Origin of the sequence: Kribbella rubisoli (assembly GCF_004217145.1) — a bacterium.
In the GTDB taxonomy this organism is placed as follows: Bacteria; Actinomycetota; Actinomycetes; order Propionibacteriales; family Kribbellaceae; genus Kribbella; species Kribbella rubisoli.
The window spans coordinates 1,580,289-1,604,177 of sequence record NZ_SHKR01000011.1 but is presented as its reverse complement, the minus strand read 5'-3'; the positions used below and the strand labels follow the sequence as shown (position 1 = coordinate 1,604,177).

Below are 23,889 nucleotides of genomic sequence, written 5' to 3'. Positions count from 1 at the left end.
CCGCGTCCTTGGCTGAGGTGGCTGGAGGATACTGGTGATTCCGGCTGGCTGGAGGGGGAGAACATGCCGATCGGAAAATCTGAGGGGGTACTGCGGATCGACGCCGAGACGGCGATCATCCTGCGCGAGGCGTACCACAAGATCGAGGCGCTGAATCGCAGCGACCATCACGGGTTGTACGACTATGTCCGCGCCGTGGCGTGCAAGCTCGCCCGGGTCGACACCTTCTATATCGGCTTCCTGCAAGGCTCGAACCGCGTGCGCTACCCGTACGGGTACGACAGCGGCAAGTTCGACGATCCGGCGACGCACACCTATGGCCCGAACGGTCAGACGGCGTGGCTGCTCAAGCATCAGCAGACCTATCGCTTCGCGTACGACAACGGCATGGTGCTGAACGCCGGCGTACCTTGCGGTGACACCAGTAAGCAGTCGGCCGATGCGGTCACCGTGCCGCTGTTCCGCCAGAACGGTCAGCTGCTCGGGATGATCTCGATGCAGAGCTACCAGCCGGACAGCTACGACGACAACGCAGTACGGGCGTTCGAATGGCTCGCCGAGACGGTCGCGCGGGTGGTCGCCCGCGAGGACGAGGATCGCCAGGCGCTGCGCCTCCTCCCCGCCGGCGAGGACACCCCGAATGTGCTCACCTCCGACCATGTCATGGAGTACCTGTCGAACCAGATCGCCTTGCTGCGCATGATGGCGGCCGACGCGATGGACGCCGGTGAGATGGATGCGGCCGTCGAGGAACGGTTGGCCGGGCTGATCCGGACCGCCGAGCGCACGCAGTCCGAGCTGATCGAGATGATGCTCGACGTCGACGAAGGCCCGGAGCGTCGCTTCATCAGCCTCACCCGCGCGCAGCAAGGCGTCGCGATACTGCTGGTCGAGGGGTACGACAACGACCAGCTCGCGACCGAGCTCGGGGTCAGTCCGAACACGGTGAAGTCCCACCTCAGCACGATTCTGCGCAAGTACGAGCTGGACAGTCGCGCGCAGGTCGCTGACGACGTACGGCGGTACCTGGCCGGCTAAGCCGCTGTCAGGGTATGGCCGGGGATGGCGGCGATCAGTTGTTTGGTGTACTCCTCGCGCGGTGACCGGAAGATCGTGTCCGGGTCGCCGGATTCGACGATCTGTCCTGCGTTCATCACATAGACCTGGTGGGCCACGAGTCGTACGACGGCCAGGTCGTGGCTGATGAACAGGTACGAGAGCCCCAGCTCCTCCTGCAGCGAGACCATCAGGTCGAGGATCTGTTCTTGAACGAGTACATCCAGTGCGCTGACAGCCTCGTCCATGACCACGAGCTCCGGGTTCAGCGCGAGAGCGCGAGCGATCGCGACGCGTTGCCGTTGACCGCCTGACAGTTCGTGCGGGTAGCGGTCGGCGAACGAGGCCGGCAGGGCAACCTGGTCCAGCAGCTCGGTCACTGCTTTCCGGCGGGTCGCGGCGTCGCCGATCTTGTGCACCCGCAAGGGTTCTGCCACGACCTGCCCGATGGTGTACCGCGGGTCCAGCGAGCCGTACGGGTTCTGGAACACGGGTTGGACGGAGCGCCGGAACGCCATCAGCTCCTTGCCCCGCAGAGTGGAGATGTCGGTCCCGCGGTAGCGAACGGAGCCGCCGTCGGCGTCCTCGAGTCGCAGCGCCAGACGGGCAGTCGTCGACTTGCCGGAGCCCGACTCGCCGACGATCGCAACCGTCTGTCCGCGTGGAATGACCAGGTCGACGTTGTCCACGGCCAGGAACGGATCGCGGCGGCCACGGATGCGGTACCGCTTGATTGCGCCGGTCATCTCCAACAGGTTCTCGGCCGCCGGGCGTACGGACGCCACCTTCGCACCGGCCATGCCAGGCGCCGCGGCCAGCAACCGGCGGGTGTACTCGTGCTGCGGATCCGCGATGAGTTCGGCGGCCGGACCGGTCTCGACGATCTCGCCGCGATACATGACCGCGACCCGATCGGCGCGCTCCGCGGCCAGCGCGAGGTCGTGCGTGATCAGCAGTACGGCGGCGCCGAGCTCGGAGGCGAGCTGCCCCATCTGGTCCAGGACGAGGCGCTGCACGGTGACGTCGAGCGCAGAGGTCGGCTCATCGGCCAGCAGTACCTCGGGCCGGCAGGCCAGCGCCATCGCGATCAGCACCCGCTGGCGCATGCCGCCGGAGAACTCGTGCGGATACTGGTGGAAGCGTGCCTCGGCATCGCTGATACCTGCCTCGCCGAGGAGCCGGACGGCCTCCGTCCGCGCGGCCTGTCCTTTGGCCAAGCCGTGTACTTCGAGTGCCTCGACGATCTGGGCCCCGATCTTCATCACCGGGTTCAGGTTCGTCATCGGGTCCTGGGGGACCAGACCGATGCGGTTGCCGCGGATGGCGGTCATACGCTTCTCGCTCGCCGCGGTGAGGTCCAGGTCGTCGAGCATGATCGTGCCGCCGGAGATCCGGCCGTTGTCGGCCAGCAGCCGATTCACGCAGGCGACCAGGGTGGACTTGCCGGAGCCGGACTCCCCGACGATCGCGAGAGTCTCGCCTGCGGCGACGTCGAGGCTGACGTTGCGGACGGCCTCCACCTCGCCGCGCGAGGTGGAGAAGGTGACGGACAGATCGCGGACCTTCAGAACCAGCTCGCGAGCCGGTGCGGGGCTGGTCGTCATCGTTCCTCCATCAGCTGTACGGCGCCGTCCAGCAGGCAGGCGCTGATCTCGGCGCCGGCGACCAGGCGGTCCGTCGGGACTGGTGACCCCAGCGGTCCGAGGGTGCCGTACAGACGCATCGCACCACCGGCGATCACTACGGGCCGCTCGAGGCCGAGGGCGAAGTACGTGCCGGTGAATCCGCCGTGGTGGAGCAGCGTTAACGGTCCTTGAGTAGTCCGGCGGAATCCGACCGCCTGATCAGGCTGAACAGTCGTCGGTCGTGCGAATCGCTCCAGCACTTCACGACCGAACAGCTCTCCACTCTGCAGAGCGGCACCCAGACGCAGGAGATCGTCGACCGTACTGAAGAGACCGGCGTGACCGGCGACGCCACCCAGCGCATGGGCGGCGTTGCCGTCGTTGACCTCACCGCGAAGGCTCTGTCGGCGCCAACCGTCGAAGTCCGCGGTGGTGAACGGAACCGCGTACGGCCGGCCGGTCGCGATCATCTGGAACTCGTAGGCGTCGCTGTCCGCGCTGGTGGCGGCTTGTTCAGCGGGGATCGGGCCGTAGGAGGCGCTGAGCGAGAGCGGCTCGGCGATCAACTTCTGGAAGGCTTCAGCCAGGGTCAGCGTGGTGATGCCTTCGATGATGAGTCCGCCCAGGATCAGTCCGAGGTCGGAGTACGTCCAGGTGGTGCCCGGCGCGGCGGCGAGGGGGATTGTCTGCGCACGTCGCAGGGCGGTGTCGCGGTCGCCGGGTTCGCAGTACAGCGGCCACCACGGTTGGAGTCCGGCTGTGTGCGTCAGCAACTGTTCGACGGTGGCATCGCCGACGAAGTGCGGCAGGTACCGCTGGGCCGGCGCCTCCAGGTCCAGCAGGCCTTCGGCGACCAGACACATGGCGAGCGTGGTCGTCGAGGCAACCTTCGTGACCGAGGCAAGGTCCAGGGCCAACGAGCGGGTCATCGGGACACCGACGGTGCCGGCGCCCGGAAGTACCGCCCAGCCGGCGGCCTCGACCTGAGCGTTCGGGCCGATCCCGACTCCGGCGATGGCGCTCGCCGGTCGGTGGCGCTCGTCGCCGAGTCCGAGCAGCCGGTCGACGACGTCGGCGAGCGTGGTCATCGACGGCTCCCGGTCCTGGGGTCGAGGGCGGCGCGGAGGCTGTCACCGAGAAGGTTGAGACCGATGACTGCCACGATCAGCGCGATGCCCGGGAACAGCAGCATCCACGGCGCGACGCTCGACAACGTCTGGGCGTCGTACACCATGCCACCCAGCGACGCGGCCGGGGGCGGCGTACCGAAGCCGAGGAAGCTCAGCGAGGCCTCGGTCAGGATCGCCCAGGACAGCGACAGGGTGATCTGAACGACCAGGATGCCGCGCATGTTGGGGAGGACGTGCTCGAACAACGTCGAGAACCGGCTGCGGCCGATCGCGGTCGAGGCCAGCACATAGTCGGCGGTGCGCAGTGTCAGCACGGGCCCGCGCGCGACACGGGCGAAGATCGGCAGGTAGACGATGGCGATCGAGATGCTGACCGTCAACCAGTTGCGCTTCAGCGTCGCGGCCAGGGCGAGCGCCAGCAGCAGCGACGGGAACGCGAAGAGCACGTTGGTGACGACGCCGACGATTCGGTCGACGACTCCTTGGTAGTAGCCGCCGAGAACGCCGAGCACGGTCCCCGCGATGGCGGCCGCGGCTACCGAGACGATTGCTATCCGCAACGAGTTCGCCAGTCCGGACGAGACCCGCGAGAAGATGTCCCGGCCGAACTGGTCGGTGCCGAACAGGTGGCCCGAGCCGGGAGCCTTGAGCGAGTCCGCGACGTTCTGGTGCGCAGGGTCGTACGGCGTGAGGCCGAACAGCGACAGCAGTGCGACGACGAGAACGAGCAGCATCAGGATCACGCCGATGATGCCGGCCGGGGTCCGGAAGGCCGCCAGCCACGCGCGCTTACGCCGCGTCGCGTCGATCGGGACGTCCGGAACGTTGTTCAGCTCGGTCGCTGCGCTCATCGGACCCGCGCCTTCGGGTCGACGACGCGGTAGACGAGGTCGGTGAGCAGGTTCACCAGCACGAACATCGTGGCGATGATCAGCACGGTGCTCTGTACGACGGCGTACTCCTTCTGGGTGAGGCCGAGCAGGACCTGCCGGCCGATCCCCGGGATCGCGAAGATCTGCTCGGCCACCAGGGCGCCGCCCAGCAGGAAGCCGAACTGCAGGCCGGTCATCGTCACCACCGGGATCAAGGCGTTGCGCAGGATGTGCCTGGTCTGCAGTCGTCGCTCGGGCACGCCCTTGGCGCGGGCCGTCCGGACGTAGTCCTCGGCGCGGATGGCCAGGATCGCGGTCCGCGTGGTCTGCAGGACGGGCGGAGCGATGCTGATTCCGAGTACGAGGACGGGCAGGATCATCTGCTGCAGATTCAGGCCGGGGTCCTGGACGAGTGTGCGGAACCCCTCGCCGTTGGGGTACCAGCCGAAGTTGTTGGCCAGCCAGCTGGCCAGGACGGTGGCCAGCAGGAACGACGGAACGGACAACGCCAGCAGACTGCTCAACTGCGTGAGGTTGTCCCGGGACTTGCCCGGACGGCTCGCGGCGAGCACACCCAGCGGCACACCTAGGAGAAGACCGACCAGGATCGACAGTACGGCCAGCTCGATGGTGTTCGGCAACGCCTGCCCGGTCAGCTGCGCCACGCTGACGTGCGAGGTGGTGGAAACGCCGAGGTTTCCGGTCAGGACTCCGCGAAGCCAGTCGAAGTACTGGACCGGCAGCGACTTGTCGAGGCCGTAGTACGCCTCGAGGGACCGGACCTGCTCCGGCGACAGCTCACCGGCGGCTGTTCCGTACGACGCGGTGATCTGGTTGCCCGGGACAACGCGCAGGAGTACGAACGTCAGGACGGACACACCCACCAGCGTCAGGACGGCCTCACCGACCCGCCGGGTAATGGGGTGACGGAGGTACATCATCAGGACAGCGAGGCTTTCCAGAGCGTCGACAGGCTCGCGTCGCTGCGCGCCTCGAAGTTCTTGACCTTGGTGTTGACCGCGATGAATTCCTTCGGCGTGAACAGCCAGACCCAGGCCGCGTTGTTCACGAGCTGGTCGGACAGCTGCTTGTAGATCGCCTGCCGCTTGGCGGTGTCGGTGGTGGCGATGCCTTCGGCGAACAGCTTGTCGAGCTCCGGCGAGCTGTAGCCGGCCACCTTGTTGTAGCTGCCGGTGGACGTGAAGTACCGGGCGTACATGGTGTTCGGGTCGGCGCTGCCGCCGTTCTGCGCGATGGCCGCCTCGAAGTCACCCGCGAGCCACTTCTGCACGTAGGTGTTCGAGTCCAGGGTCTGCACGTTGACCTTGATGCCGACCTTGCCGAGCTGGGCCTGGACGTTCTGGGCCTCGTTCACCGCGGTCGAGTACAGGCCCTGCGAGGTGATCAGGTTCAGCGCGAAGCCGCCGGGCTTGCCCGCCTTGGCCAGGTAGTCCTTCGCCTTCGCGAGATCCTGCGTCGCGCACGGCTGGGCATCCGGGTCGGACTTGAACTCGGGAGAGGTGATCGGGCCGGTGATGTCGCCCGCACCGAGCGCGGCCGAGTCGACCACCTCCTTGCGGGCGATCGCGCACTGGATCGCCAGCCGGGCGTTGACGTTGGTCAGCACCGGAGCGGCCGCCCGGAGCTGCAACACGTGGTACTGCAGTGAGGAGACGGTGTCGACCTTGACCTTGTCCGACGTCGCGGTCTTGGCCGTCACGGGGTTGTCGAAGACCGCCACGTCGATCGATCCGGTCTTCAGCGCCGAGACCATCGACTGGTCGTCGGGGATGATGCGGAACTCCAGCTTGGCCGCGCCGGGCTTGCCCTCGGAGAAGTCCGGGTTGCGTTGCAGGGTGATCGACTCGTTCGGCGTCCGCGAAACGAACTGGTAGGGGCCGGAGCCGACCGGCTTCGTCTCCAGGCTGTCGACCGCGACGTCCGACGGAACGATCCCGGTGTTCACGCCGGTCAGCCCGACGGGGAACGACGCGTCGGGCTTCTTCAGCTTGACCACGACGGTGTTCGGGTCCGGCGCCTGGACGCCGGCGACCGAGGCGAAGTACGACCTCGAGCTGGCCTTGGAATCTGGGTCCATGATCTTGTCGAAGGTGTACTTCACGTCGGTGGCGTCGAGCGCGGAGCCGTTGGTGAACTTCAGGCCCTTCTTCAGGGCGAAGGTGTACGTCATGCCGTCGGCGGAGATCTTCGGGAGCTCCGCCAGGCCGGCGATCGGATTGTGGTCCGCGTCGGTGTCCAGCAAGGTCGAGTAGACCTGCGAGAGCACCTGGATCGACTGCTCGGAGGTGCTGGTCCACGGGACCATCTGCGTCGGATCCGCGGTGATGCCGAAGACCAGCGTGGAGTCGGAGCCGGCCGACCCGGAGCCCTGGGACGCGTTGCCTGAGCACCCTGCGACCAGCAGGGTGGCGGTGGCAACCGCGGCGCCGGCACTGAGCGCGCGACGGCCGGTGCGGCTGACCTTGTACACGGGAGGCCTCCTTGGAATCGGGTGTGTCGACCCTAGGTCAATTTCTTACCAGACTCGAACTCTGTTCGGCGATCAACTCACCACGGCGGTTCCGATGCTGGTACGGAACAGACGCTTGGGGATCGGGCCGCGGTGGAGGATGTGCGGGATGTCGGCCCAGGGATACAGCGGCTCGGTCGCGTTGAGGTTGCGGAGGCGGTGGAGGGCCTTCTCGGACGGGGTGGCGAGCGCGGCGGCGGCGTCGGCGGAGTACGGGATGAAGTCCTCGGGCGGTTGCGGGCGCTGCTCGGGGTCGTGGCGTTTGAGCAGGATGCACGTCCTGGCCGGGTCGAGGAGGTCGGCGTCGAGCGTCCAGTACTTGAGCACGACGGGGCCGATCCGGCCGGACTCGTGCATGGCTTCGAAGATCGGGGCCGGGTGGACCGGTGACAGGAAGACGACGTCGGCCCAGGTGCAGTCGAGCGGATAGACCGGGGCGTTCACGCGGTGCGGGCGATCGGCGTACTTCGCGAAATGGCGTTCGTACAGGTCGGGGTAGTGCACGCGCAGGTCGTTGAGGGGCAGGATGTCGTCACCGCGGATTTCGCCAGCGGCTTTGTAGAGAAAAGTCGTCATACGAAAAAGCCTCCGCACACGGGAACCGTGTCGGAGGCTTCCTATTAATTATAAGGGATTCCCGATGGTCAAAGCCATCCTTGGCAGCACGGTGTTCTTCTTCGCGGCGCCGTGTGTGGTCGGCGGCGTGCTGCCGTGGTGGATCAGTGGCTGGGCCGCGCCGAGGTTCTGGCCCGCCTTCGTGATCGTCGCGGCGGGCGCGTTCGTCGTGCTGCGAGCCTTCGTCCGCTTCGTCCGGGAAGGCCGCGGTACGCCGGCACCGGTCGCGCCGACGGAGGAGCTCGTGGTCGGCGGCGACTACCGCTTCGTCCGCAACCCGATGTACGTCGGTGTGGTCACCGCGATCCTCGGCCAGGCTCTCCTCTTCCTCGACTGGCGAGTCCTCGGCTATGGCGTGATCGCGTGGGCCGTGATGGCCACCTTCGTGAAGAGCTACGAGGAGCCGGTCCTGCAGGAGCGCTACGGGCAGCAGTACGCGGACTACCGCAAAAAAGTACCGGCATGGATCCCGAGGTTGCGGATACGTTGAGGCGCATGGACAAGCGCTTTCTCGGCCGGACCGGCCTCCAGGTCACCGAGCTGTGCCTAGGCACGATGACCTTCGGCAGCGAGACGGACGAACCCACCGCCCACCGGATCCTGGATGAGTACGTCGCCACCGGCGGCACGATGATCGACACCGCCGACACGTACTCCGCCGGTTCCTCCGAGGAGATCATCGGCAGCTGGCTGAAGAATCAGAACCGCGACGATCTGGTGATCGCCACCAAGGTGTACGGCGAGGCCGGGCCCGGACTCCCCGTTCGCGGCGCCGGGCGGAAGCACATCCTGGCGGGAGTCGAGGACAGTCTGAGGAGGCTGCAGACCGACTTCATCGACCTGTACCAGATCCATGTCTTCGACGACGCGACGCCGCTCGAGGAGACGCTGAGCACGCTCGACGCCCTCGTGACCAGCGGCAAGGTCCGCTTCATCGGGGCGAGCAACCTGACCGGCTGGCAGTTGCAGAAGGCGATCGACCTGTCCCGCGGGCACGGCTGGGAGCCGTACGTCTGCCTGCAGCCGCTCTACAACCTCCTCGACCGCGACGCCGAGCTCGACCTGATCCCGGTCTGCCTCGCCGAAGGCGCCGGCGTGATCGCGTGGAGCCCGTTGGCCGGCGGCTGGCTGTCCGGGAAGTACAGCAAGGACGCCGGCGGGCTGCCCGCGGGCAGCCGCAGCAGCCAGGCCGACTGGGATGCCCACGACAACGACCGCACCTGGCGCATCCTCGACGCGGTGCGCGCGGTGGCAGACGAAGTACGCCGTACTCCGGCTCAGGTTGCGCTGCGCTGGGTCGTGCAACGGCCCGGTCTGACCGCACCGATCATCGGCGCGCGCACTCCGGAGCAGCTCGCCGACAACCTCGGTGCGACCGGCTGGGCCCTCACCGACGAGCAGATGGACCGCCTGACCGAAGCCGCGGACCGTCCGCTCCCGTACCCGCACAACATCCTGCAGCTACCGCAGTTCGTCCGCCGCCAGAGCTGATACCTGCAGCCCTGCAAAGTTGCAGGGTTAATAGTTTGCACTGACTGCAAGTTTTTCTTACCCTCGATGACGTGGGGGCTGAGGGTGGGTTGCGGGAGCGCAAGAAGCTGCAGACGCGGGCGGCGTTGGCCGACGCCGCGCTGCGGCTGGCGTTGGAGAAGGGGCCGGATCACGTCACGGTCGAGGAGATCGCCGAGGCGGCCGATGTCTCGGTGCGGACCTTCTTCAACTACTTCCCGCACAAGGAGCACGCGATCATCGGGCGCAATCCCGAGCACCTCGAGCGGGCGCTGGACCGGATGCGGACCGCGCCCGCCGGGGAATCGCCGCTGACCACGATGTGGTACGCCGTCCAGGACGTCCTGCGCGACCTGGAGAGCGACGGCGAACTGTCCCGCCGGGGTGAGCTGATCATGAGCTCCCCGACCCTGCTGTACCAGCTGATGCTGTCGAGCCTCGACGACGAGCGGCAGCTCACCGCCGCCCTCGCCGAACGGATGGGCGAACCGGCCGGCTCCACCCGCCCGGCGCTGATCGTCAGCGCAGCCGGCGCCGCCTGCCGGGTGGCGATGGAGCTGCACAAGGCCGCGCCCGGCCGCCCGGTCCTCGAGCTCGTCCGCGAAGGCTTCCAACTACTTGCCCAAGGCATCGATACCGCCTTCGGGCCCGACAACGAGAGAGGCTCTTCATGACGACGACGTCTTCACCTACGCCGGATTCGGCGGCGGGTGAGGCTACCGCCCCCGTTGCGCTCACCCCGCGGCAGACCGTGCAGGCGATGTCCGGGCTGATGATGGGGCTGTTCGTGGCCATCCTGGCGGGCACCATCGTGTCGACCGCGCTGCCGCGAATCATCCACGACCTGGGCGCGAGCCAATCGTCGTACACCTGGGTCGTCACGCTCGAGCTGCTGACGATGACGGCGACCGTGCCGTTGTGGGGCAAGCTGGCCGACCTCTACAACAACAAGCTGCTGGTCCAGTTGTCGCTGAGCTTCTTCGTGGTCGGGTCGCTGGTCGCGGGCTTCGCGCCGAACATCGAAGTACTGCTCGGCAGCCGGGTCCTGCAGGGTCTTGGCGGTGGCGGTCTGACCGCGCTCGTGCAGATCGTGATGGCGGCGATCATCCCGCCGCGTGAACTCGGCCGGTACTCCGGCATCTTCGGTGCGATCTTCGCGTCGGCGACCGTCGGCGGCCCGTTGCTCGGCGGCTTCCTGGTCGACTCGCCGCTCGGCTGGCGGGCCTGCTTCCTCGTCGGGGTCCCGTTCGTGCTCGCGGCGATCTTCCTGCTGCAGCGCACGTTGAAGCTGCCGACCGTACGACGGCAGGTGAAGATCGACTGGTGGGGCGCGGTCCTGATCATGGGCGGCGTGAGCACGTTGCTGGTCTGGTCCTCGTTCGCCGGCAACAAGTTCGACTGGGTCTCCGGCTGGAGCTTCGGACTGGTCGGTGCGGCGCTGGTCGTGCTGGTGGCCGCGGTGCTGGTCGAGCGCCGGCACCCCGAGCCGATCATCCCGATGGACCTGTTCCGCAACCGCACTGTGACGCTGTCGATCATCGCCAGCGCGCTGGTCGGTGTGTCGATGTTCGGCGGCTCGGTGTTCCTCGCGCAGTACTTCCAGATCGCGCAGGGCTACTCGCCGACCAGGGCCGGTCTGATGAGCCTGCCGCTGATCATCGGCATGATGGTCGCGTCAACGATCGCCGGTGGGCTGATCACGAAGTACGGCCGGTGGAAGATCTACCTGGTCATCGGCAGTGTGCTGCTGCCGATCGGGCTGGCGCTGTTCGGCACGATCGACGCTCGGACGTCGAAGTACATGCTGTGGGGGTTCATGCTGGTGCTCGGTGTCGGCATCGGTCTGGTCATGCAGAACCTGGTGCTGGCGGCGCAGAACGACGTACCGGCTCGGGAGTTGGGCGCCGCCACGTCGGCGGTGAGCTTCTTCCGCAGCATGGGCGGCACGATCGGCGTCAGCGTGCTGGGCGCGATCCTGGCGAACAAGGTCACCGAGACACTGAACCCGGGCGGTACGTCGTCCGGCGGCGGCAGCGCAGTACCGAACATCAAGGACCTGCCGGAGCAGGTCCGGACGGTCGTCGAGAACGCGTACGGCGACGCAACGGCCGACCTGTTCATGATGTCCGTGCCGTTCGCAATCCTCGCGCTGGTCGCCGTCCTGTTCATCAAGGAGAAGGCGCTACTGACCACATCCGGAGCCGAGCGCCGCGCAGCTGAGGAGCCTGACAAACTGGATGCATGATCGTCGCATTCAGCATCAGCCCATCGGCCGGTGACGAGACCGGGGGTGTGAGCGAGGCGGTGGCCGAGGCCATCCGCGTCGTCCGCGCCTCCGGTCTTCCCAACGAAACCAACGCGATGTTCACCAACATCGAAGGCGAGTGGGACGAGGTGATGACCGTCGTGAAACAGGCCGTCGACGCGGTCGCCGCCGTCTCACCCCGCGTAAGCCTCGTCCTCAAAGCCGACATCCGCCCCGGCTACACCGGCCAACTCACCGCCAAGGTCGAACGGTTGGAAGCCGTGTTGGACCAGCAATGACGGCATTCAGGTCGGCGCGTTTGAGGGGTTGACCCCTGAGATTGTCGGTTGTCCTTGCTGTTGGCGGGGTGTCAACCGACCAGCTCGGGGGTTAACCCCTGAAACAGCCGCCGCGGCGCGGGGGCTAGTGCGGGCGGTTGAGGGCTGCGACGACGGAGGCGTACCGGTTTTCGCGTTCGGCGTGGCGGAGGAAGTGGACTCGGTTGACGAGGATTTCGTCGGCGTCGGGGTGCTGCTGGAGGAGGGTCATCGTCTCGTTGATGTAGTCGTCCAGGGGCATCGCGTGGTCGTCGTTCTCCTGGTTCATCAGGGTGGTCTGGACGGCGGGCGGGACGATCTCGATGACCTGGATGCCGGTGTCGGCGAGCTGGATGCGCAGGCTTTGGGTGTAGCTGTGGATCGCGGCCTTTGTGGCGCTGTATGTCGGCGTGACCGTCAACGGCACCGAGGCGAGACCGGACGAGACGGTCAGGATCACCGGATCGGTCTGCTGCAGCAGGTACGGCGTGAACGTGGCGATCGTGCGGATCGTGCCGAGCAGGTTGATCTCGATCGTCTGCTCCGCGGTCGGGAGGTGTCCGGGGTCGCGAAGGTCCTCGATCTGCATGATGCCGGCCATCGTGACGAGCACGTTGACGTCGTGGGAGCCGGTCACCTTCTCGAAGGCGGCCGTGATCGAGGCCGGGTCGGCGACGTCGAGGTAGATACCCTCGATCCCGTCCTCGGCGGCGATCGTGTCGAGCAGCTCCTGGCGGCGGCCGCTGATGATCACGGTGTTGCCGAGATCGCGGAACCGGCGGGCGAGCTCGAGGCCGATACCCGACGTACCGCCGGTCATGAAGATCGTGTTCCCTGTGGTTTTCATGTCTCCAGCCTGCCGCCGGATGCCGATGGCAACCAGGCCGCGCTCAGCCACTGCTCCGCAAGCAGTGGATAACGCCTGAGCAGCGTGGACACTGGAGTCATGGAGTACGCCGACCTGTCCGACTTCCTGCGCAAACGCCGGGAGGCCCTGCAACCCGAAGATGTGGGCATGCCCCGCGGGCGCAGGCGCCGTACCCCCGGCCTGCGACGCGAGGAGGTCGCCGCGCTGGCGTCGATGTCGGCCGACTACTACAGCCGGCTCGAGGGCGGACGCGGCCCGCAGCCGTCGGTCGACATGCTCGGCGCGATCGCCCGGGCGCTCCGGCTGACGCTCGAGGAGCGCGACCACCTGTTCCTGCTGGCCGGCCACGGTACGCCGCCGCGCACGACGCGGGCGTGCCACGTGGACCCCGGCATGCTGCGGATCCTCGACCGCTTGCACGACACCCCGGCGATGCTGCTCAACCGCTGCGGCGAGGTCCTCGCGCAGACGCCGGCGCACGTCGCCTTCGCCGGCGAGCTGACCAACTTCCAGGGCATGGAGCGCAGCGAGGTCTATCGCTGGTTCGTGCACCCGGAGACCCGGACGCTGTACGCCGAGCCCGAGCTGACCACGCACAGCAAGCTGCTCGTCTCGATGCTGCGCACGACCGCGACCATCGACGGCCCGAAGTCTTACTCCGCCTCGCTCGTGAAGGCGCTGCAGAAGCTGAGCCCGGAGTTCGTCGAGATCTGGGATGCGCACGAGGTGGTCGTGGCGCACAGCCAGACCAAGCGGTTCAAGCATCCGGTGGTCGGCGACCTCGAGCTGTACTGCGAGCTGATCGACAACCGGGACGGGCAGCAGACGCTGATCGTGTTCACCGCGGAGCCCGGTAGCGAGTCCGCGGAGAAGCTGCAGTTGCTGAGTGTTCTGGGCAGTCAGGCGATGAACTCTGGACAGGGCTTTGATCGGGAGTTAATTTAAGCTCTGAAATTTCATAAAGTTCTGACGGAAAGGTCCGCCCCCATGCTTTCCGATCGATTTCGCCTGCCCGCCCTCCTGCTCGCACTGGTCGTGCTGATCAGCGGGCTCACCTCCACCGCGGTCGCCAAGGTCGAGGCGACCTTCAGCGTGCTCGCGTTCTACAGCGGCACCTACGACGCCGCGCACATCGACTTCGAGAAGGAAGCGAATCAGCGCTTCCCGCAGTTCGGTGCGCAGAACGGGTTCTCGTACACCGCGACCACCAACTGGGACCAGCTCAACAACCTGAGCGCGTCGCAGTACCAGGTCGTCATGTTCCTGGACGACTCGCCGCACTCCGATGCGCAGCGCAACGGGTTCAAGAACTACATGGACCACGGCGGCGCATTCTTCGGCTTCCATGTGTCTGCGTACAACGACGCGAGCGGCGGCTGGCCGTGGTTCAACAACACGCTGCTCGGCACCGGCCGGTTCGAGTCGAACACCTGGGGACCGAGCGCGGTCACGCTGCGGACCGAGAACCGCTCGCACCCGTCGCTGGTGAACACGGGAGCGACGTTCCGCTCCTCGGTGAGCGAGTGGTACAGCTGGCAGAACGACCTGCGGAACAACCCCGACATCCAGGTCCTCGCGTCGATCGACCCGTCGAGCTTCCCGGTCGGCAACCAGCAGGGCAACATCTGGACCTCGGGCTACTACCCGATTATCTGGACCAACAAGAACTACAAGCTGATCTACGCGAACTTCGGCCACAACGCGATGAACTACGAGACCAACACCCGGCTTTCGTCGACGTTCGACAGCCCGGCGCAGAACCAGTTCATGATGGATGCGCTGAAGTGGCTCGGTGGTGGCGGTACGACGCCGCCGGTCGACCAGCCGTCGCCGACCGCGTGGTACCAGCTCGCCAACAAGGGCAACGGAAAGTGCGTCGATGCCCGCGCGGCCGGAGTCGCCAACGGGACCGTGATCCAGCAGTACACCTGCAACGGCACGCAGGCGCAGCAGTTCCAGTTCCAGCCGACGTCCGGCGGATTCACGCGGGTCAACAACCACAACGACGCAACCAAGGTGATCGACGTGACCGGCGTGTCCGCCGCCGACAACGCCGGCCTCCAGTTGTGGACGTACAGCAACGGGAACAACCAGCAATGGCAGGCCGTCTCCGAAGGCAGCGGCTACTTCCACTTCGTCAGCCGCTTCAGCAGCAAATGCCTCACGGTTCCGAACGGCTCCACCGCCGACAGCACCCAACTGGTCCAACTCACCTGCAACTCGAGTGCGTCGCAGTCCTTCAAGCTGACATGACCTGCGGTTAGATTGCGGCGCATGAGAATCCTGCGTGTGGCCGCTCTCGCGGCAGGAGGTTTGTTGTTGATGTCGTCCCAGGTCATCCCCGCCCAGGCGCACGGCGGGCCGTCGTACCGCTGGGAGCTGACGCCGACCGGAAGTACGGCGCAGTTCCGCGGGCTTGCGGCGGTCAGCAAGGACGTCGCCTGGGTGGGTGGGACCGAGGGGACGGTACTGCGGACCGTCGACGGCGGGCGGCACTGGCAGAACGTCAGCCCGAAGGGTGCTGAGGCGCTGCAGTTCCGCGACGTCGAGGCGTTCGACGCGAAGCGTGCGGTCGCGTTGTCGATCGGGGTCGGCGAGGACTCCCGGGTCTATCGCACCGCCGACGGCGGCAAGACCTGGACCGAGACGTTCCGGAACACCGACGAGAACGCGTTCTACGACTGCTTTGCCTTCAACGACGACAAGCACGGGCTGGCGATGAGCGACCCGGTCGACGGGAAGTTCCGGATCGCGGCGACGTCGGACGGCGGGAAGTCGTGGAAGGTGCAGTCGAACGCGGGTATGCCGGCCGCGCTGCCCGGCGAGTTCGCCTTCGCGGCAAGCGGGACTTGCCTGGTCGCGGGACCCGGCCGGACCGCGTGGTTCGCGACCGGCGGCGGCGATCGGCCGCGAGTGTTCCGGACGAACGACGGCGGCCGGCACTGGCGGGTCTCGGACTCGCCGATGGCCAGCGGTACGGCGGCCGGCATCTTCAGCCTCGCCTTCCGCAACCCGCTGTTCGGCGTCGCGGTCGGCGGTGACTTCGAGAAGCCGGACGAGGCGGTGAAGGCGGCCTCGATCACGTACGACGGTGGCCGCACCTGGAAGCTCGTGCCCGCGGACAAGGCGCCGAAGGGGTACCGCAGCGGTTCCCACTTCGTGCCGTGGTCGCCGTCGACCGTCGTCGCGGTCGGGCCGTCCGGGAGCGACGTGAGCTTCGACGGCGGGCGCAGCTGGAAGCAGTTCTACGACGGCAGCTTCGACAGCGTCGAATGCGCCGGCCACGGCTCCCAGGCCGGCTGCTGGGCCTCCGGCGCGAAGGGTGCGGTCGGCCGCTTGATGCACTAAGAGGGCGTCTGAGCCCCCTCGCGTTCAGACCGGCGACACTCGCTCGTTGTGCGGGTGTCGCCGGTTTTCCGGAAGGATGGGTGCATGCGTAAATTGCTAACGGTCCTGGTGGGGTTCCTGATTGCGGTGCCGACCGTTGCCGCTGCGAAGCCGGATGCCGGGCGGCCGGAGCGGCCGCTGACGGTGATGACGTACAACATCCATCACGGTGCGGGGATCGACGGTGTGCTCGATCTCGAGCGGATCGCCGTACTGATCGAGAAGTCCGGGGCCGACGTGATCGGGCTCCAGGAGGTCGACAAGCACTGGGACGTGCGGAGCAACTGGGTCGACCAGCCGGCCTGGTTCGCCCAGCGGCTCAAGATGCACTACGCGTACGCCGCCAACCTCGACCTCCCGCCGGTGAACCCGGGCGAGCCGCGCCGCCAGTACGGGACCGCGATCCTGTCGAAGTACCCGATCAAGGACTTCAAGAACACGCTGCTGCCGCTGTATCCGACCGGAGAGCAGCGCGGTCTCGCGGTGGCGAAGATCAAGGTTCGTGGGGCCGACCTACGGTTCGCGAACACGCACCTGACCAGCAACAACAACGCCGAACGGCTGGAGCAGGCGCAGAAGGTGGTTGAGCTGCTCGGCAAGTCGAAGACCCCGACGCTGCTCGTCGGCGACCTGAATGCGACGCCCGAGGCGCCGGAGATCAAGACCCTGACTGCCGTGTACGACGACACGTGGACCGAGGTCGGTGTCGGCCCCGGCTACACGATCGAGGCGGGCAACCCGACCAAGCGGATCGACTTCCAGTTGCACAGCGCGGGCCTGCGCGCGGTGAAGGCCGACGTACCTGTGACGCCGGCTTCGGACCACCTCCCGGTGGTCGCCTCGTTCGCCCTCCGCTGAACCCCTGACGCGTCACCTGAACGCCCTCCGGCTCCGCCGGAGGGCGTTTTCGTGCGCCGACCTGGGACTTCGCGGAATTACAAGCTTGTAGTTTGTCAAGTCGACACACGGGTGAAACAAAGTTACTTGTGTGAAAGCTGTTCCCAATGGGGCTGTAGGCAACTAGTGTCACGTATGTGGTCCAGGAGGACCAAAAGTTCACGAACCCTGGGGAAGGGGTTCGTGACCGGCGGAAGGAACGATCCCGATGCGGACGCCCCTCAGGGCCACGTCCGGCGGGCGGGTCGGGAGCACTGGGAAGACCGGTCGGGCAGGTAAGGCCCTGCTGTCCGGGGTGCTCGCGATCTGCTTGGCCGGCTCGATGGCAATGCCTACGCTCCCGGCCGAGGCTGCCAAGCCGAAGCCCCCGGTGATCCCGTCCAAAGCCGCGGTCGAGCGGGCCAAGCAGGCCGCAGCCTCGAAGGCCGGCCAGGTCGCGACGATCGAGCGCCAGTTGGCGGCGGCGAACGCGCGGCTCGAGCAGCTCGGCATCCAGTCCGGCATCGCCGACGAGGCGTACAACGGCGCCGTCTACCGGCTGCAGCAGGCCAAGGCCGATGCGGCTGCCGCCGCGGCCAGGGCGACCGAGGCGGAGAAGACGCTCGCCACCCAGCGGGCGCAGATCGGCCGGTTCGCCGCCGCGTCGTACCAGGGTGGCGGCGACGTCGCGAAGATCGCGCCGCTGTTCACCGCGAACGGTCCGCAGGACCTGCTCGACTCTGCCGGCGCGGCCCGCTCGGTGTCGGCCGCGATGCAGGGTTCGTACCTGCGGTTCTCGGCGACCCAGGTGATGACCAACCTGTTCAAGGTGCAGGCCGACCAGGCGGTCGTGAAGGTGAAGAAGGCGACCGACGAGGCGGCCGCCGCGAAGAAGGCAGCCGAGGACGCGGAGGCTGCTCAATCTGCCGCCGTGACTGCGATCGGGGTGCAGCGCACGAAGTCGATCGCGCAGCTCGCCGTACTGCAGAACACCTCGGTGCAGGTTGCTGCCCAGCGGCAGCGGGGGCTCGAGGAGCTTGCGCGACAACGAGCCGCCGCTCTCGCCGCGAAGAAGGCCGCCGAACTGAAGCGCCGGATCGCAGCCCGCGAGGCCGCGGAACGCCGCGCGGAGGCGGCCGAGCGGGCCCGCGAGGAGAAGGAAGCGCGGGAAGAGGCGAAGAAGAACCACGGCAAGAAGCCGCCGAAGCACAAGCCGTCCTCGCCGGGGCGTAACGACGACGACAACGGTGGCGGCAACGGTGGCGGCAACGGCGGCGGGCACAGCTCGGGCGGCAGCGCGCGGGACGCGATCAAGTTCGCGCTGAGGCAGCTCGGCGACATGTACCTGTGGGGCGCGACCGGTCCGTCGCGGTGGGACTGCTCGGGTCTGACCCAGGGCGCCTGGGAGCGGGCGGGTGTCCAGCTCCCGCACTACAGCGTTGCGCAGTACGAGCAGATCCAGCACATCGACGAGGACGAGCTGCGCCCGGGCGACCTGATCTTCTGGGCGACGAACCCGAGCGACCCGGGGACCATCCACCACGTCGCCATGTACCTCGGCAACGGGCAGATGATCCACGCGCCGCGAACCGGGAAGCCGGTGCAGATCGACAGCGTGTACTACTGGATCCCGCCGAACTTCTTCGGCCGTCCCTGACCTGTATCTCCCTAGACCAGCCGGTGTCCGCCGTCGGCGTGTAGAACGGTGCCGGTGATGAAACCATTGCGCAGCAGGGCGATGATGGCGGCCGCGATGTCCTGGGTCCGGCCGATGCGGCCGACCGGGAGGCGGTCCGCCATCGCGGCCAAGGTGGCAGGCGCCGCGTCGCCGGCGACGTCGTGCCAGATCGGGGTGGCGACCCAGCCGGGGGACACCACGTTGACCCGGATCGGCGCGAGCTCGACCGCGAGCGCCGCGGCCAGTGACGCCAGCGCGCCATTGAGTGCCGCGAGCAACGATGCCCGCGGCCCGGGACGGTACGCCGCGATACCCGAGGTGAACACGATCGAGCCGCCGGGTTCGAGCACTGACGCGCCGTGCTTGGCGAGCAGCAACGGTCCGAGCAGCTTGGAATCGACCGCGGCCCGGGCCGCGTCCACGTCGTACTCGCTGATCGGCTGGTAAGCCCCGCCGACGTCCGCGGCGGTGGTGACGATGTGGTTCACCTTGCCGGTGGTGGCGAAGAGCCGTTCGATGTCCCGCTCGATTCCGAGGTCCATGGCAACGGTGTGTACGCCGAGCTCCCGGCGTACCGCGTCGAGCTTGCCGGGTGAGCGGCCGGCAATGGTGACTTCGCTGCCTTGGGCAACGAGCTCGGCGGCGAGAGCGCGGCCCATGCCGGAGCTGCCGCCGACGATCACTACGTGTTCCTGCACTGAGACTCCTTCGGTGGTTGACGTTTCGAGCCAACCACCGGACGCGTCAGTCGACCACGACGTGCTGGCTAACGATCGTTAGGCCGGGGCTAACGATCATTGCCTGGAGTACCGGGTTGCGTGAATCGGTGCGCCAGACCGCGGCGTACCGGGCGATCAGCGGGCGGCCTTCGATGGGTCGCCAGACGACGTCCGGGGTCGCGGCCCGGCGGGATCCGAGGCTGATCGCGGACCTGCGGACGAGCAGCGCCGAGCGGAGCTGCGAGTGACTCATGCTGATATCGCTGAGCCGTACGCCGGGACCGAGCCGGCGGATCGTCTCGTCGTAGAACTCCGGGGCGGCGGCTCGTGGGATCCAGATCAGCTCAAGGCCGGTGAGGTCATCGAGCGTGAGCGCCGGGCGTACGGCGAGCGGGTGGGTCGCGGTCAGCAGTACGCCGAGCTCCTCGGCGGCCAGGTGTTCGGAAGTAATTGCTGGAGGCAACGTCAGCGGCGTACGGACCAGGCCGAGATCGATCTCGCCGGCGGTCAGCATCCGGAGCTGATCGGTGGTCGTGCCGGCCTCGAGGGTGACCGTGCTGTTCGGGAAGCGTTCGGTGGCGAGCTGTTCGAGGGCGGCGGGGAGCCAGCCCGGGATGCCGTTCAGCAGGCCGAGCCGCAGGACCGGTTCGTCCAGGCCGGCGGCCCGGCGCGTGTCCTTCAGCGCCAGGCCGGCCGCCTGGATGGTTTCGCGGGCGCGGGCCAGGAACACCCGGCCGGCCGGGGTGAGCTCGACGCCGCGGCTGTGCCGGATCAGCAGCGTGGTGCCGACCTCGCGTTCGAGCTGCTTGATCTGCTGGCTCAGGGTCGGTGTGGAGATGTAGAGACGCTCGGCGGCCTTGCCGAAATGGAGTTCCTCGGCGACGCCGACGAAGTACCGCATCTGCCGAAGCTCCACCCGACAACATTATCGGTCGATGCTTCTCACGGGACGGCGACGAGGCGGCCGAGGTTCTCGCGGGCGTCGAGGGTCTCGTGGATGCGGGCGACGTCGGTCAGCGGGTGGGTGGCGTGCACGATCGGGCGGAGGTCGCCGGACTGCCAGCGGCGGACGACCTCGGCGATGTCGGCGCGGGCCTCGTCGGGGCGGGCCTGCTGCCAGCCGTACAGCGAGACGCCCGTGAGGATCCGGAGCTGGAGTCCGAGCACCGGGACGGCCGGGACCTCGGTCGTGATGGCGCCGTACGAGACCATCCGGCCGAGCGGCTTCACCAGTTCGAGGCCCTGGTCGAAGACCGTGCCGCCGACCGCGTCGAGGACGGCGTCGACGCCGGCCGGGGCGAGGGCGCGAACCTTGTCCGGCCAGTCGGGGTTGCTGATATCGACAGGCTCGGCGCCGAGTTCGCGGATGAAGTCGAGCTTCTTCGCGCTGGACGCCGTACCGATGATCGTCTTCGGGTCGTAGAAGCGGGCCAACTGGGTGGCGAGGTGGCCGATCGTGCCGGCGGCGGACTGGATCAGAACCGTGCCGCCGGCCGGGATGTGACCCGACTCGAGTACGCGAAGGGCGAGCGGGGCGGTCAGCGACATCATCGAGGCTTCGGCCGCGTCGGCTTCGTCGGGGATCGAGGCGAGGAAGGCGGCGTCGGCGACGGCGTAGTCGGCGAAGGCATCCACGGTGAGCGCCGAGACGCGCTGACCGACGGCGACGCCGGGCGGGGTGTCCGGGCCGAGCTTGACGATGCGGCCGACGACGTCTCCGGTCAGGGCGCCGGGGAGTGGGCGGTCCCAGGGTGAGCCGCCGCGACGGAGTACGGCGTCGATGGCGTTCGCACCGATCGCTTCGGCCTCGATCAGGACCTGACCGGCGGTGGGTTCGGGTACGGCGACCTCCTCGAGCTGGAGGACGTCGGGTCCGCCGTGGCGGTGGAAGCGCACTGCGCGCATGGTGGGATCTCCATATCGTGGGAGCCATAAATAATGGGAGATACCCACGATAACGCCAGGAGTGAACGATGCCAATAGAGTTGGGGGGTGAAGAAGGCGCCGACGCATCGGTTGGCCGACCAGGTGCTGTGGGCGCTGGGGCGGTCGAGCCAGCACGCCCAGCGACTGGTCCGGGAGCACATGACGCAGGCCGGTGTCCGGACGCAGCACTATCACGTCCTCGCGAGCCTGGCCGACGACGGCGAGGCCGCTCAGGCGACGCTTGCCGACCGCATCGGCTTCGACCGCAGCGATCTGGTCACGCTGCTCGACGAGCTCGAGGAGCTGCAGCTGCTGGCGCGCCGGGTCGACCCGGCCGACCGGCGCCGCAAGATCGTCGCCATCACCCCGGCCGGCGAGAAGCAGCTGGACGCGATGGACCAACTCATCTACGCCGCCGAGAAAGACCTGCTGGAGCCCCTCACGGCCTCCGAGCGCAAAACCCTCCTCGCCCTCCTCCGCCGCCTGTCCGCCGACTGACCCCCACCCGCCTCGTCCGTCTCAGGGGTCAACCCCCGAGGTTGCCGGTTGCCCCCCAGGCATCCGAGGGGGCAAGCGACCACCTGAGGGGTTGACCCCTGAGACGGACGGGGGTGCGCGGGCTAGTGGCCTTCGGTCTTCAGGCGCTGGAAGGAGGCGGTGATCTCGGCCTCGGCGTCGGAGCGGCCGACCCAGGTGGCGCCTTCGACGGACTTGCCGGGCTCGAGGTCCTTGTAGACCTCGAAGAAGTGCTGGATCTCGAGCCGGTCGAACTCCGGCACGTGGTGGATGTCGCGCAGGTGTTCCTGGCGCGGGTCACCGGCCGGGACGCAGAGCACCTTGTCGTCCGGGCCCTTCTCGTCGGTCATCCGGAACATGCCGATCGCCCTGGCCTTGATCAGGCAGCCGGGAAAGGTCGGCTCGGTCAGCAGGACCAGCGCGTCCAGCGGGTCGCCGTCCTGACCGAGGGTGTCCTCGATGAACCCGTAGTCGGACGGATACTGGGTGGCCGTGAACAGTGTCCGGTCCAGCCGGAGCCGACCGGTCTTGTGGTCCAGCTCGTACTTGTTGCGAGTGCCCTTGGGGATCTCGATGAAGACGTCGAACTCCATACGGCAGATACTGTCACGGTTCCGACCGACCGAATGACAGGAGCAGCCAGGTGGCACGACCTGCCCGTGCGGCATTCGTCACGCTGCTCACCACGGCGCTGTGCGCGAGCATGTGCGCCGGCCTGGTGAGTAGCGCAGACGCCGTACCCGGATCAGTCCGGACCACCCAGCAGGCACCGCCCGTCCTGGCACCCCTGACCACCGAGGGCGTCGCACCGACGGCGGCCGGTGTCGGCAAGGCGCTCGCTGCGGTTCTCAAGGACCCGTCGCTCGGCCCGCACCACGGTGTCTACGTGTACGACGCATCGCGCGGCAAGCCGCTGTTCTCGGTCGGTGCGGCGACGCCGTACACACCTGCCTCGACTCTGAAGCTCCTGACCACGGTCTCGGCGCTGGCGACGCTCGGGCCGGACCACACGTTCACCACCAAGGTCGTAAGCGCCGGCAAGGGCTCGATCGTTCTGGTCGGCGGCGGTGACCCGCTGCTCGCTGTGAAGCAGGCGTCGGACTACCCGGCTCGCGCAACCCTCCAAACGCTCGCAGCAAGTACTGCGAAGGCTTTGAAGGCGCAGGGCGTCACCAGGGTCACCCTCGGGTACGACGCCTCGCTGTTCACCGGTCCGGCGGTCAATGCGAACTGGGAAGCCAACTACGTCCCAGAGGGGATCGCCGCGCCGACGACGGCCCTCTGGGTGAACGAGGGCCGCCTCTCGCCCGGGATGGCGAAGCGGGCACCCTTGCCGGCCCAGGCCGCGGCCACGTCGTTCGGGAAGCTGCTGGCCACTTACGGGATCACTGTGGCCCCGACCGTCAAGGCTGCGACAGCCCAGGCCAAGGTCGCCCCGCTGGCGCTGGTGAAGTCGCCGACACTCGGGCAGATCGTCGAGTACATCAACCAGCACAGCGACAACGACGGCGCCGAGGTGCTGCTGCGGCAGGTCGGCATCGCGACCCGCAACGGCGGCTCGTACGTCGGTGGCGTGAAGGGCGTGCGCGCCACGCTCACCAAGCTCGGTCTGGATGTCAGCAAGGCCCGCATCTACGACGGCAGCGGTCTGACCCGGGCGAACAAGGTCCCGCTCGACCTGCTGGCCGGTGCGGTCCGGGTGGCGATCTCCAAGGACCACCCGGAGCTGCGGCATCTTCTGACCGGCCTCCCGATCGCCGGCTTCAACGGGAGCCTCAGGGAGCGATTCACTACCGCCGGTACCGGCACGGGGACCGGACTGGTCCATGCGAAGACGGGAACGCTGACCGGTGTCCACAGCCTGGCTGGGTACGCCCGTGACCGCTCCGGCACGCTCCTGGTGTTCGCAGTCGCCAGTGACAGCGTCCCGGTCCCGAAGACGCTGGACGCTCGCGCCGCCCTCGACCGGACCACGGCAGCATTGGCCAACTGCGGCTGCTGACCACGGGCGCATGTTGGG

Annotated in this window: 24 protein-coding genes; 13 read left to right on the top strand and 11 right to left on the bottom strand. The window is 67.7% G+C overall.

Translation table 11 applies throughout. From position 1 onward, the window contains the following. The first annotated feature begins 63 nt into the window (after positions 1–63). Positions 64–1,038 carry a LuxR C-terminal-related transcriptional regulator gene (locus tag EV645_RS10660; RefSeq protein ID WP_130442175.1) on the top strand — a complete coding sequence of 325 codons (975 nt, stop codon included), beginning with the start codon at positions 64–66 and terminating at the stop codon, positions 1,036–1,038. Here the strand turns inward: EV645_RS10660 and EV645_RS10655 are convergent. The 6 genes from EV645_RS10655 to EV645_RS10630 form a co-directional block, all read right to left on the bottom strand. After that, positions 1,035–2,660 carry an ABC transporter ATP-binding protein gene (locus EV645_RS10655; protein ID WP_130442173.1) on the bottom strand — a complete coding sequence of 542 codons (1,626 nt, stop codon included), beginning with the start codon at positions 2,658–2,660 and terminating at the stop codon, positions 1,035–1,037. The genes EV645_RS10660 and EV645_RS10655 overlap by 4 nt on opposite strands. Next, positions 2,657–3,769 (bottom strand): serine hydrolase domain-containing protein, encoded by a 1,113-nt coding sequence (locus EV645_RS10650; RefSeq protein ID WP_130442171.1) that lies wholly within the window; start codon positions 3,767–3,769, stop codon positions 2,657–2,659. The genes EV645_RS10655 and EV645_RS10650 overlap by 4 nt, the downstream gene beginning before the upstream one ends. After that, a complete protein-coding gene (locus tag EV645_RS10645; RefSeq protein ID WP_130442169.1) occupies positions 3,766–4,662 on the bottom strand; it encodes an ABC transporter permease in 897 nt (298 codons plus the stop codon). The genes EV645_RS10650 and EV645_RS10645 overlap by 4 nt, the downstream gene beginning before the upstream one ends. Beyond that, positions 4,659–5,624 carry an ABC transporter permease gene (locus tag EV645_RS10640; RefSeq protein ID WP_130442167.1) on the bottom strand — a complete coding sequence of 322 codons (966 nt, stop codon included), beginning with the start codon at positions 5,622–5,624 and terminating at the stop codon, positions 4,659–4,661. The genes EV645_RS10645 and EV645_RS10640 overlap by 4 nt, the downstream gene beginning before the upstream one ends. Next, on the bottom strand, positions 5,624–7,174 hold the full coding sequence (locus EV645_RS10635) for an ABC transporter substrate-binding protein (protein ID WP_130442165.1): 1,551 nt from the start codon (positions 7,172–7,174) through the stop codon (positions 5,624–5,626). The genes EV645_RS10640 and EV645_RS10635 overlap by 1 nt, the downstream gene beginning before the upstream one ends. 72 nt (positions 7,175–7,246) lie before the next feature. After that, positions 7,247–7,789, bottom strand: a complete 543-nt coding sequence (locus EV645_RS10630) for a hypothetical protein (protein ID WP_130442163.1) — start codon at positions 7,787–7,789, stop codon at positions 7,247–7,249. 64 nt (positions 7,790–7,853) lie between these two features. On the opposite strand from EV645_RS10630, the gene EV645_RS10625 reads away from it, so the two are divergent. The 5 genes from EV645_RS10625 to EV645_RS10605 all read left to right on the top strand — a co-directional run bounded on the left by EV645_RS10625 (position 7,854) and on the right by EV645_RS10605 (position 11,881). Next, positions 7,854–8,318, top strand: a complete 465-nt coding sequence (locus tag EV645_RS10625) for a methyltransferase family protein (protein ID WP_130442161.1) — start codon at positions 7,854–7,856, stop codon at positions 8,316–8,318. Positions 8,319–8,323: 5 nt separating this feature from the next. After that, positions 8,324–9,319, top strand: a complete 996-nt coding sequence (locus EV645_RS10620) for an aldo/keto reductase (protein WP_130442159.1) — start codon at positions 8,324–8,326, stop codon at positions 9,317–9,319. A gap of 71 nt (positions 9,320–9,390) precedes the next feature. Further along, positions 9,391–10,011 (top strand): TetR family transcriptional regulator, encoded by a 621-nt coding sequence (locus tag EV645_RS10615; protein ID WP_130442157.1) that lies wholly within the window; start codon positions 9,391–9,393, stop codon positions 10,009–10,011. Next, a complete protein-coding gene (locus EV645_RS10610; protein ID WP_130442155.1) occupies positions 10,008–11,582 on the top strand; it encodes an MDR family MFS transporter in 1,575 nt (524 codons plus the stop codon). Before EV645_RS10615 ends, EV645_RS10610 begins: the two co-directional genes overlap by 4 nt. Further along, positions 11,579–11,881, top strand: a complete 303-nt coding sequence (locus EV645_RS10605; RefSeq protein WP_130442153.1) for a thiamine-binding protein — start codon at positions 11,579–11,581, stop codon at positions 11,879–11,881. Before EV645_RS10610 ends, EV645_RS10605 begins: the two co-directional genes overlap by 4 nt. A 124-nt stretch (positions 11,882–12,005) precedes the next feature. Here the strand turns inward: EV645_RS10605 and EV645_RS10600 are convergent, their stop codons facing one another. Further along, complete coding sequence (locus tag EV645_RS10600; RefSeq protein WP_130442151.1) at positions 12,006–12,746, bottom strand: SDR family oxidoreductase; 741 nt, start codon at positions 12,744–12,746, stop codon at positions 12,006–12,008. Positions 12,747–12,845: 99 nt separating this feature from the next. Between EV645_RS10600 and EV645_RS10595 the strand changes: the two genes are divergently transcribed. The 5 genes from EV645_RS10595 to EV645_RS10575 all read left to right on the top strand — a co-directional run bounded on the left by EV645_RS10595 (position 12,846) and on the right by EV645_RS10575 (position 18,687). Next, complete coding sequence (locus EV645_RS10595) at positions 12,846–13,712, top strand: helix-turn-helix transcriptional regulator (protein ID WP_130442149.1); 867 nt, start codon at positions 12,846–12,848, stop codon at positions 13,710–13,712. A 42-nt stretch (positions 13,713–13,754) separates the two neighbouring features. Further along, positions 13,755–15,020: a ThuA domain-containing protein gene (locus tag EV645_RS10590; protein ID WP_130442147.1), complete on the top strand. Its 1,266-nt coding sequence runs from the start codon at positions 13,755–13,757 to the stop codon at positions 15,018–15,020. A gap of 21 nt (positions 15,021–15,041) precedes the next feature. Continuing rightward, positions 15,042–16,115: a WD40/YVTN/BNR-like repeat-containing protein gene (locus tag EV645_RS10585; RefSeq protein WP_130442145.1), complete on the top strand. Its 1,074-nt coding sequence runs from the start codon at positions 15,042–15,044 to the stop codon at positions 16,113–16,115. Between the two features lie 84 nt (positions 16,116–16,199). After that, complete coding sequence (locus EV645_RS10580; RefSeq protein WP_130442143.1) at positions 16,200–17,012, top strand: endonuclease/exonuclease/phosphatase family protein; 813 nt, start codon at positions 16,200–16,202, stop codon at positions 17,010–17,012. A 247-nt stretch (positions 17,013–17,259) separates the two neighbouring features. Further along, a complete protein-coding gene (locus EV645_RS10575) occupies positions 17,260–18,687 on the top strand; it encodes a C40 family peptidase (RefSeq protein WP_130442141.1) in 1,428 nt (475 codons plus the stop codon). Positions 18,688–18,698: 11 nt separating this feature from the next. Here EV645_RS10575 and EV645_RS10570 read toward each other — a convergent pair whose 3' ends face one another. The 3 genes from EV645_RS10570 to EV645_RS10560 are packed head-to-tail and all read right to left on the bottom strand — an operon-like array spanning position 18,699 to position 21,332. Continuing rightward, positions 18,699–19,406 carry an SDR family oxidoreductase gene (locus EV645_RS10570; RefSeq protein WP_198681539.1) on the bottom strand — a complete coding sequence of 236 codons (708 nt, stop codon included), beginning with the start codon at positions 19,404–19,406 and terminating at the stop codon, positions 18,699–18,701. 46 nt (positions 19,407–19,452) lie between these two features. Further along, on the bottom strand, positions 19,453–20,343 hold the full coding sequence (locus EV645_RS10565) for a LysR family transcriptional regulator (RefSeq protein WP_130442139.1): 891 nt from the start codon (positions 20,341–20,343) through the stop codon (positions 19,453–19,455). 26 nt (positions 20,344–20,369) lie between these two features. Then, positions 20,370–21,332, bottom strand: coding sequence for a quinone oxidoreductase family protein (locus tag EV645_RS10560; RefSeq protein WP_130442137.1), 963 nt, complete (start codon positions 21,330–21,332; stop codon positions 20,370–20,372). A gap of 87 nt (positions 21,333–21,419) precedes the next feature. On the opposite strand from EV645_RS10560, the gene EV645_RS10555 reads away from it, so the two are divergent. Next, positions 21,420–21,851 (top strand): MarR family winged helix-turn-helix transcriptional regulator, encoded by a 432-nt coding sequence (locus EV645_RS10555; RefSeq protein WP_130442135.1) that lies wholly within the window; start codon positions 21,420–21,422, stop codon positions 21,849–21,851. A gap of 122 nt (positions 21,852–21,973) precedes the next feature. Here the strand turns inward: EV645_RS10555 and EV645_RS10550 are convergent, their stop codons facing one another. After that, on the bottom strand, positions 21,974–22,462 hold the full coding sequence (locus EV645_RS10550) for an inorganic diphosphatase (protein WP_130442133.1): 489 nt from the start codon (positions 22,460–22,462) through the stop codon (positions 21,974–21,976). 50 nt (positions 22,463–22,512) lie between these two features. On the opposite strand from EV645_RS10550, the gene dacB reads away from it, so the two are divergent. Continuing rightward, the gene (dacB, locus tag EV645_RS10545; RefSeq protein ID WP_130442131.1) at positions 22,513–23,871 is read left to right on the top strand and encodes a D-alanyl-D-alanine carboxypeptidase/D-alanyl-D-alanine endopeptidase; all 1,359 of its coding nucleotides are present in this window, start codon (positions 22,513–22,515) and stop codon (positions 23,869–23,871) included. Positions 23,872–23,889 lie beyond the last annotated feature (18 nt).